The 9308-nt window shown below is 58.1% G+C and carries 8 protein-coding genes; 4 read left to right on the top strand and 4 right to left on the bottom strand.

Features of this window, described 5'->3' with window-relative positions:
• From AC2FAJ_RS20865 to argC, 4 genes are all read right to left on the bottom strand, one after another.
• On the bottom strand, positions 1–140 hold a 140-nt coding region (locus AC2FAJ_RS20865; protein ID WP_420315056.1), incomplete at its 3' end, for a helix-turn-helix domain-containing protein.
• A 128-nt stretch (positions 141–268) separates the two neighbouring features.
• Entirely contained in the window at positions 269–1642 is a 1374-nt protein-coding gene (gene argH / locus AC2FAJ_RS20860; protein ID WP_485454487.1) for an argininosuccinate lyase, read from the bottom strand.
• Between the two features lie 74 nt (positions 1643–1716).
• A complete protein-coding gene (gene argB / locus AC2FAJ_RS20855; RefSeq protein ID WP_098946274.1) occupies positions 1717–2493 on the bottom strand; it encodes an acetylglutamate kinase in 777 nt (258 codons plus the stop codon).
• A gap of 6 nt (positions 2494–2499) precedes the next feature.
• The gene (argC, locus tag AC2FAJ_RS20850; RefSeq protein WP_041911806.1) at positions 2500–3504 is read right to left on the bottom strand and encodes an N-acetyl-gamma-glutamyl-phosphate reductase; all 1005 of its coding nucleotides are present in this window, start codon (positions 3502–3504) and stop codon (positions 2500–2502) included.
• 88 nt (positions 3505–3592) lie between these two features.
• Between argC and argE the strand changes: the two genes are divergently transcribed.
• The 4 genes from argE (at position 3593) to fsa (ending at position 9280) form a co-directional block, all read left to right on the top strand.
• Positions 3593–4744, top strand: a complete 1152-nt coding sequence (gene argE / locus AC2FAJ_RS20845; protein ID WP_028014830.1) for an acetylornithine deacetylase — start codon at positions 3593–3595, stop codon at positions 4742–4744.
• A 271-nt stretch (positions 4745–5015) separates the two neighbouring features.
• The gene (ppc, locus tag AC2FAJ_RS20840) at positions 5016–7667 is read left to right on the top strand and encodes a phosphoenolpyruvate carboxylase (RefSeq protein ID WP_041911805.1); all 2652 of its coding nucleotides are present in this window, start codon (positions 5016–5018) and stop codon (positions 7665–7667) included.
• A 57-nt stretch (positions 7668–7724) separates the two neighbouring features.
• Positions 7725–8489 carry a helix-turn-helix transcriptional regulator gene (locus AC2FAJ_RS20835; RefSeq protein ID WP_047366804.1) on the top strand — a complete coding sequence of 255 codons (765 nt, stop codon included), beginning with the start codon at positions 7725–7727 and terminating at the stop codon, positions 8487–8489.
• 128 nt (positions 8490–8617) lie between these two features.
• Positions 8618–9280, top strand: a complete 663-nt coding sequence (fsa, locus tag AC2FAJ_RS20830) for a fructose-6-phosphate aldolase (RefSeq protein WP_485454486.1) — start codon at positions 8618–8620, stop codon at positions 9278–9280.
• Positions 9281–9308: the final 28 nt, after the last annotated feature.

Below are 9308 nucleotides of genomic sequence, written 5' to 3'. Positions count from 1 at the left end.
CAGCGGCGAAGCCACTTGTAGGCGGTGGCAGGAGAAATGCCGAACTGACGGCAGAGGGAACGGATGTTCGCCCCGTCCTGCGAGGCGAACAGTACAAACTCGGTACGTAATGACATGGTATCTCTCGCATCCCAGGGCATAAGCGACTCCATAGACGGGTTCTTATGCCTCAGTTGTAAGTGTCTACCATGTCCCCGAACAAGTGTTCACTATGTCCCCGGACCGTACAGTGGGAGAGGGCCGGGGTGAGGGCATCAGCCCGCACGGTTCAAACCAGCCGGTTTTTCGCATCCGCAATCGCCTGCGCCACCTGCTTCGGCGACACGCCGCCTTTCGCCGCACGTTTATCCAGGCAGGACTGCAGCGCCAGAATCGGGTACACATCCTCCCCGATCGCCGCGCTGAATTTTTGCAGGTCGGCAAGCGCCAGATCTTCCAGCGGTTTACCCTGACGAATCGCTTCCACCACCGCTTCGCCCACAATATGGTGCGCCTCGCGGAACGGTACGCCCTTCGCGACAAGGTAGTCCGCCAGTTCGGTAGAGTTGGCATAGCCCTGCTGCGCCGCTTCCCGGCAGCGCGGACGTTTCACCTGAATGCCGTCCAGCACCAGCGCGCCCATGTGCAGACAGTCCAGCCAGGTGTCGAGCGCGTCGAACAGCCCTTCCTTGTCTTCCTGCATATCTTTGTTATACGCCAGCGGCAGCCCTTTCAGGGTCATCATCATGCCGGTCAGCGCGCCCTGCACGCGACCGCACTTGCCGCGGATCAGCTCCAGCGCGTCCGGGTTTTTCTTCTGCGGCATCAGCGATGAGCCTGAGGTCACGCGGTCGGACAGCTCAACGAAGCCCGCTTCACCGGAGTTAAAGAAGATCAGGTCTTCGGCAAAGCGCGAAAGATGCACCATCCCGATAGAGGCATTGGAGAGCAGCTCCAGCACGTGGTCACGGTCAGATACGCTGTCCAGGCTGTTGCGGGTGGCGGAAGCAAAGCCCAGCCATCCTGCCAGCTGCTCGCGGTCGATTTCATACGCCGTACCGGCCAGCGCGCCGCTGCCCAGCGGGCTGACGTCCAGACGCTTCAGGGTATCCTGCAGACGGCTTTCGTCACGCGCCAGCATCTCAACGTAGGCCAGACACCAGTGCGCAAAGGTCACCGGCTGCGCGCGCTGCAGGTGGGTATAACCCGGCATCACCGCGTCCTGATTGTTCTGCGCGGTTTCCACCAGCGCGCCCTGCAACTGACGATTTGCCGCCAGCAGTTCGCCAACGGTCTCTTTACACCACAGTTTCAGGTCGGTGGCGACCTGGTCGTTACGGCTACGGCCGGTGTGCAGCTTTTTACCCAGCTGGCCGACCTTGTCGATCAGCTTGCCTTCCACCCAGCTGTGAATATCTTCGGCATCGCTCTGCAGGATTTGCTGCGGATCCAGACGCACCTCTTCCAGCAGGTTGTTCAGCGCCTCTTCCAGCTGCTGCTGTTCGTCTGCGGTCAGTACGCCAACGGTCACCAGCGCTTTGGACCAGGCCACAGAGCCGACAATATCCTGTTCGGCCAGGCGGTAGTCGAAGCGCAAAGAGTCATTGAACTGTTTGAACCGCTGATCCGCTGCCTGTGTAAAACGCCCACCCCAAAGTGCCATAACATCGTTCCTTTATTCGTTAGTTCCGCCGGGTGGCGCTACGCTTACCCGGCCTACGGTCATTCATTAAAAACTTACGCTAAAATACGTGTGCCAATCGGCGTGCCGTTAAACAGCGCCGGCAATTGCTCCGCGTGACGCCAGGAGGCAATATCTACCGGACGGCCCAGCGTGCGCGCCGCATCCAGCGCGGCGTTCACTTTGACGATCATGCCGTCGGTAATAATGCCCTGAGCGATCAGCTGCTCGGCTTTGGCGGCTGTCATTTCCGCTATGCGCTGGCCTTTACCGTCCAGAATGCCGCTCACGTCGGAGAGCAGGATCAGGTCCGCGCCCAGCGTGGCCGCCAGCGCGGTTGCCGCCTGGTCCGCGTTAACGTTCATCAGCTCGCCCTCTTCGGTCACGCCGATAGAGCTCACCACCGGCAGGAAACCGCCTTCCAGCAGGGTGTTAATCAGCTTAGGCGAACCTGGCTGCGCCAGTCCAACATGGCCGAGCTCTTCGTCGAGCTGGGTCACTTTTACGCTATCACCGTCGCCCAGGTAGAGGCCAACGGACGCAATATGGTGTTTCTTCGCCCATGCCAGCAGCGTTTTGTTCGCCGTGCCCGCCAGCGCGCCGGTAATGATGTCAATCTGGTCAGCAGGCGTGACGCGCAGGCCATTTTTCTTTTTCACCGGCAGATTCAGCCCTTTCATCAGCTCATCCACCACGCAGCCGCCGCCGTGCACAATCACCAGCGGACGCTGGTGCGATTCGCGATAGTTCACCAGCGCGGTAAACAGGCGCTCCAGCGCTTCTTCGCTGTCCAGCAGTACACCACCGAGTTTGATAATTAATGGGTTCATCATCACACCTTAAATAAGAGCCTGCGTTTCAGGGAAGCCGAAACGAATATTTGCACACTGCATTGCCTGTGCGGCAGCGCCTTTGAGTAAGTTATCTTCTGCGGCGACCACAATCAGATGCTCGCCCTGTACGGCAAAGCCGATATCGCAGAACGGCAGGCCAACCACATTTTTGAGCGCCGGCACGCCTTTGTCGTACAGACGCACCAGCGGCTTATCCGCATACGCCTGCGTGAAGGCCTCGCTCACCTGCTCTTTCGTCACGCCCGACTTCAGGCGACAGGTGATGGTTTCGAGGATCCCGCGCGGGAAGCTGCCCAGGTGCGGGGTAAAAATCACCTCCGCGCCCAGATGGGTGGTGATTTCAGGATGATGGCGGTGATTAAACACGCCATACGGCTGAAGGCTCACTTCGCAGAAGCTGTTGGAGATAGCGGCCTTGCGCCCCGCACCGCTCACGCCGCTGGTGGCGTTGATCACCGGCCACTGGCTTAGATCCAGCAGACCGGCGTCGATCAGCGGCTTCAGGGAGAGCTGTGCCGCCGTCGGGTAGCAGCCCGGAACGGCAATCAGGTCCGCTTCTTTCAGTTTATCCGCACTCCACTCCGCCAGGCCGTACACCGCTTTTTCAAGCAGATCCGGATGCTGATGAGTGAAGCCGTAATATTTTTCGTAGAACGCGCCGTCGTTAACGCGGAACGCGCCGGAGAGGTCAAACACCACGCAGCCGGCCGCCAGGAACTGCGGCGCAAGGTCGTGGCTGACCTCGTGCGCGGTGGCTAAAAACACCACGTCGACGCCGTCGGTAAACTCGCTGATGTCAGACATCGGCTGCAGCGGCAGATCGACCATGCCCTTAAGCTGCGGATGCAAATCGGAAATTAACTTTCCTGCATCATTGCTTTGCGCTGACACGGTCAAAGCGGTTATGGTCATATGAGGGTGGCGATTTACGTAGCTTACAAGCTCTGCGCCCGCATAACCGCTAGCGCCTACAATCAGCGTATTCAACATCGGGTTCCTTTATGCTCAACGTTAATGTATTTTTATTCACATTTATTGCATGAATATTGATACTATCACGACCTAAGGTGTGTCAACAATGAAAATGAACTTACCGCCATTTATCGAGATCTACCGCGCCCTGATTGCCACACCGTCCATCAGTGCGACCGAAGAAGCGCTGGATCAGAGCAATGAGTCTTTAATCAATCTGCTGGCGGGTTGGTTTAGCGATCTTGGGTTTAACGTTGAGGTTCAGCCCGTCCCCGGAACACGCCACAAATTTAACCTGCTCGCCAGCACCGGAACCGGCGCGGGCGGCCTGCTGCTGGCCGGCCATACCGACACCGTACCGTTTGACGACGGCCGCTGGACGCGCGATCCGTTCACCCTGACCGAGCATGACAACAAGCTCTACGGTCTGGGCACCGCCGACATGAAAGGCTTCTTTGCCTTTATCCTCGACGCGCTGCGTGACGTGGACGTGACGAAGCTGAAAAAACCGCTCTACATTCTGGCAACCGCCGATGAAGAGACCAGCATGGCGGGCGCACGTTATTTCTCTGAAAACACGTCGATTCGTCCGGACTGCGCGATCATCGGTGAACCGACCTCTCTGCAGCCGATTCGTGCGCACAAAGGCCATATTTCTACCGCGGTGCGCGTGCTGGGCCAGTCCGGTCACTCCAGCGATCCGGCGCGCGGCGTGAACGCCATTGAGCTGATGCACGACGCCATTGGCCGCATTATGACCCTGCGCGACGATTTGAAAGAGCGGTATCACTACGAGGCATTCACCGTGCCGTATCCGACGCTGAACCTCGGTAGCCTGCACGGCGGCGATGCGTCCAACCGCATCTGCGCCTGCTGCGAACTGCATATGGATATCCGTCCGCTGCCGGGCATGACGCTGAGCGATCTGGATGGCCTGCTGAATGAAGCGCTGGCCCCGGTGAGCGAGCGCTGGCCGGGACGCCTGACAGTCTCCGAACTGCATCCGCCAATCCCGGGCTACGAATGCCCGCCAGACCACCAGCTGGTTCAGGTGGTGGAAAAACTGCTCGGCGAGAAAACCGACGTGGTGAACTACTGCACCGAAGCGCCTTTTATTCAAACGCTTTGCCCGACGCTGGTCCTCGGCCCTGGCTCCATTAATCAGGCCCACCAGCCGGATGAATATCTGGAAACCCGCTTCATCAAGCCCACCCGCGAGCTGATTACCCAGGTTGTGCATCACTTCTGCTGGCATTAAAACCGCACCGAAAAGTCCCCTCTCCCCGTGGGAGAGGGTTAGGGTGAGGGCAACAAATCGCATGATCACCGTCACATTTCCATAAGCATCTCTTATCTGACGCAATGCGAATTAAATTTCGTAAATTGCCCGCATTTATTCGTTTGCTGAACCGTTTTCGCAGCAATTGACGACGGGGGTTTTACGTGGCTTTATAAAGGGAGATGACAAAATAATGTCCAGAAGATTTTCGCCTGGGCATAAACAAAAATGATGGGGTGACTGGGTTTTTATGAACGAACAATATTCCGCGTTGCGTAGTAATGTCAGCATGCTCGGCAAAGTGCTTGGAGATACCATCAAAGACGCGCTGGGGGAGAACATCCTCGACCGCGTTGAAACCATCCGCAAGCTGTCTAAATCTTCCCGTGCCGGTAACGAGGCCAGTCGTCAGGAGCTGCTCACCACCTTGCAGAACCTCTCTAACGATGAGCTGCTGCCCGTTGCCCGCGCCTTCAGCCAGTTCCTGAACCTGGCAAACACCGCTGAGCAATACCACAGCATTTCGCCAAACGGCGAAGCGGCCAGCAACCCGGAAGTCATTGCCCGCACCCTTCGTAAACTGAAAGACCAGCCAGACCTCAACGAAGCCACCATCAAAAAAGCGGTGGAGTCCCTTTCGCTGGAGCTGGTGCTGACCGCACACCCAACCGAAATCACCCGTCGTACGCTGATCCACAAGATGGTGGAAGTAAACAGCTGCCTGAAGCAGCTGGATAACAAAGACATTGCCGACTACGAGCGCAACCAGCTGATGCGCCGTCTGCGCCAGCTGATTGCCCAGTCCTGGCACACCGATGAAATTCGTAAGCATCGCCCAAGCCCGGTCGACGAAGCCAAATGGGGCTTTGCGGTGGTGGAAAACAGCCTGTGGGAAGGGGTTCCAAACTACCTGCGCGAGCTGAACGAACAGCTGGAAGAAAACCTCGGCTATCGTCTGCCGGTAGACTTTGTGCCGGTGCGCTTCACCTCCTGGATGGGCGGTGACCGCGACGGCAACCCGAACGTGACCGCGGAAATCACCCGTCACGTCCTGCTGCTGAGCCGCTGGAAAGCGACCGACCTGTTCCTGAAGGATATTCAGGTGCTGATCTCCGAGCTGTCGATGGTTGAAGCGACGCCGGAACTGCGCGCGCTGGCCGGTGAAGAAGGTGCCAGCGAGCCGTACCGTTTCCTGATGAAAAAGCTGCGCGGTCAGCTGATGGCCACCCAGGCGTGGCTGGAAGCGCGCCTTAAAGGCCAGCGCCTGCCGAAGCCGGAAGGTCTGCTGAGCCAGAACGAACAGCTCTGGGAGCCGCTGTACGCCTGCTATAAATCACTCCAGGCCTGTGGCATGGGCATCATCGCCAACGGCGAACTGCTCGATACCCTGCGCCGCGTGAAGTGTTTCGGCGTGCCGCTGGTGCGTATCGACGTCCGTCAGGAAAGTACCCGCCATACTGAAGCCCTGGGCGAGCTGACCCGCTATCTCGGCATCGGCGACTATGAAAGCTGGTCCGAAGCCGACAAGCAGGCGTTCCTGATCCGCGAGCTGAACTCCAAGCGCCCTCTGCTGCCGCGCAACTGGGAGCCAAGCAACGACACCCGCGAGGTGCTCAACACCTGTAAAGCGATCGTCGATGCGCCGAAAGGATCGGTGGCCGCCTACGTGATCTCTATGGCGAAAACCCCGTCCGACGTGCTGGGTGTTCATCTTCTGCTGAAAGAAGCGGGCATCGACTACGCCCTGCCAGTCGCCCCGCTGTTTGAGACCCTCGACGACCTGAACAACGCCAACGACGTCATGACCCAGCTGCTTAACATCGACTGGTATCGCGGCTTTATTCAGGGCAAGCAGATGGTAATGATTGGCTATTCCGACTCCGCGAAAGATGCGGGCGTGATGGCGGCGTCCTGGGCGCAGTATCAGGCTCAGGATGCGCTGATCAAAACCTGCGAGAAAGCCGGTATCGAGCTGACCCTGTTCCACGGTCGCGGAGGCTCCATTGGCCGCGGTGGCGCGCCTGCTCACGCGGCGCTGCTCTCTCAACCGCCGGGAAGCCTGAAAGGCGGCCTGCGCGTGACCGAGCAGGGCGAGATGATCCGCTTCAAGTATGGCCTGCCGGAAGTGACCATCAGCAGCCTGTCGCTCTATACCAGCGCGATCCTGGAAGCGAACCTGCTGCCGCCGCCGGAGCCAAAAGAATCCTGGTGCCGCATCATGGACGAGCTGTCAGACATCTCCTGCGATCTGTACCGCGGCTACGTGCGTGAAAACAAAGATTTTGTCCCTTACTTCCGCTCGGCCACCCCTGAACAGGAGCTGGGTAAACTGCCGCTGGGCTCGCGTCCTGCAAAGCGTCGCCCGACCGGTGGCGTTGAATCCCTGCGCGCCATTCCATGGATCTTCGCCTGGACGCAGAACCGCCTGATGCTGCCCGCCTGGTTGGGTGCCGGTGCCGCGCTGCAAAAAGTGGTGGAAGACGGCAAACAGAACGAACTGGAAACCATGTGCCGCGACTGGCCCTTCTTCTCTACCCGTCTGGGCATGCTGGAGATGGTCTTCTCGAAGGCCGACCTGTGGCTGGCGGAATACTACGACCAGCGGCTGGTGAAACCAGAGCTGTGGGCGTTGGGTAAAGAACTGCGCGAACTGCTGGAAGGCGACATCAAAGTGGTGCTGGACATCGCCAACGACTCGCACCTGATGGCGGACCTGCCGTGGATCGCCGAGTCAATCCAGCTGCGTAACATCTACACCGACCCGCTGAACGTTTTACAGGCTGAACTGCTGCACCGTTCCCGCCTGGCGGAAGAGGAAGGTAAAGAGCCGGATCCGCGCGTTGAACAGGCGCTGATGGTGACGATTGCGGGCGTTGCGGCGGGTATGCGTAACACTGGGTAATGCTTTATGCCGGGCAGGCGTTTTTAGCGCCGCCCGGCACGTTTCGGTAGTCTTCTCATGTATTCCGATATCACCCGAATTTTGGCTGACCTGGTGAACCGTACGTTACCGCTGGGTCAGATTCATTTCTCAGCGCTGGCTGAACAGCATCCCCGAACATCTCCCTGCCTCGTCATTACCCTTGTTCCCCCCTGTGAGGCGATATTTTCATCCTTTGGACACATCACGCTTCCACCGCCTAACGTCCTGAGCATACATTTCGGTAAGCAGCAGCTGACTCTCGATTTACAGCGTGACAACGCGCTTTTGCAGCAGCTGCAGGTTCCCCGGCGTGGCCCGCGAACGGGTGCTTTTCTTCTGCAAGCGCTCACAGAATTACAGATGCAGCCAGACGAGCAAGACACAGCCATGCTGGTGGTATTAAGCTTGCTCAGCCACTGCCGGGATCTGCTTGGCAGTGACATCCACACCGCTAACCGCAGCCGGGCGCTATTCGAAGCCGTTCGTAGCTATATCGAAGAAAATTATGCCTCTTCGTTAACGCGCGAATCCGTGGCACAGGCGTTCTACATCTCGCCAAATTACCTTTCCCATCTCTTTCAGAAGATCGGCCACGTGGGGTTCAACGAGTATCTGACACAAACGCGGCTGGAACATGCACGCCAGCTGCTGAAAGGCTACGATCTCAAAATTAAAGATATTGCCGCACGCTGCGGATTTCCTGACAGCAACTACTTTTGTCGCCTCTTTCGCAAGCACACCGAGCGTTCCCCTTCCGAATATCGTCGCCAGTATCACAGCCAGCTTATCGCCAAAAAATAGCATTGTGATCGCTATCGCACTTCGCTAAGGACATTACATTTGTCCAGTATTTGGCAAAATTGACCTGTATCCGCCGCACTCAGCCGGGCCTTATCCTTTATTCAACCTTTCTGACTTAAGGAAAAAAAATGGAACTGTATCTGGATACCGCGAACGTGGCGGAAGTGGAACGCCTTGCCCGCGTCTTCCCCATCGTGGGCGTCACCACCAACCCAAGCATCATTGCCGCCAGCCGTGAATCCATCTGGGACGTGCTGCCGCGGCTGCAAAAAGCCGTCGGGCCGAACGGTACGCTGTTTGCTCAAACCATGAGCCGCGACGCCGAAGGCATGGTGGCGGAGGCCAAACGCCTGAGTAACGCCATCCCGGGTATTGTGGTGAAAATTCCGGTCACCGCGCAGGGGCTTATCGCCATTAAAGGGCTGAAAAGAGAGGGTATTACCACGCTGGGCACCGCCGTTTACAGCGCCGCTCAGGGTTTACTGGCCGCGCTGGCAGGCGCGAAATACGTTGCGCCGTACGTCAACCGCGTCGACGCACAGGGCGGCGACGGTATTGGCATGGTACAGGAACTGCAGTCCCTGCTGGAATTGCATGCGCCGGAAAGCATGGTGCTGGCTGCCAGCTTTAAAACACCGCGTCAGGCGCTGGACTGCCTGCTGGCCGGATGCGAGGCAATCACGATCCCCTTAGACGTAGCGCAACAAATGCTCGGTACCCCAGCGGTAGAGTCGGCCATAGAAAAGTTCGAGCAGGACTGGAAAAACGCGTTTGGTAACCTCAATCTCTAAGGGAGAAGAGGTTCGCAAAAAAAAACTC

The sequence above is a fragment of the Enterobacter cloacae complex sp. 385G4 genome (assembly GCF_057320665.1).
This window is presented reverse-complemented; position numbering and strand designations above follow the sequence as displayed.

What these genes read in the sequence shown, in the direction of transcription:
- fsa (WP_485454486.1), top strand. Translation starts at nt 8,618, where the DNA reads ATGGAACTGTATCTGGATACCGCGAACGTGGCGGAAGTGGAACGCCTT.
- ppc (WP_041911805.1), top strand. Translation starts at nt 5,016, where the DNA reads ATGAACGAACAATATTCCGCGTTGCGTAGTAATGTCAGCATGCTCGGC.
- AC2FAJ_RS20835 (WP_047366804.1), top strand. Translation starts at nt 7,725, where the DNA reads ATGTATTCCGATATCACCCGAATTTTGGCTGACCTGGTGAACCGTACG.
- argB (WP_098946274.1), bottom strand. Translation starts at nt 2,493, where the DNA reads ATGATGAACCCATTAATTATCAAACTCGGTGGTGTACTGCTGGACAGC.
- argH (WP_485454487.1), bottom strand. Translation starts at nt 1,642, where the DNA reads ATGGCACTTTGGGGTGGGCGTTTTACACAGGCAGCGGATCAGCGGTTC.
- argE (WP_028014830.1), top strand. Translation starts at nt 3,593, where the DNA reads ATGAAAATGAACTTACCGCCATTTATCGAGATCTACCGCGCCCTGATT.
- argC (WP_041911806.1), bottom strand. Translation starts at nt 3,504, where the DNA reads ATGTTGAATACGCTGATTGTAGGCGCTAGCGGTTATGCGGGCGCAGAG.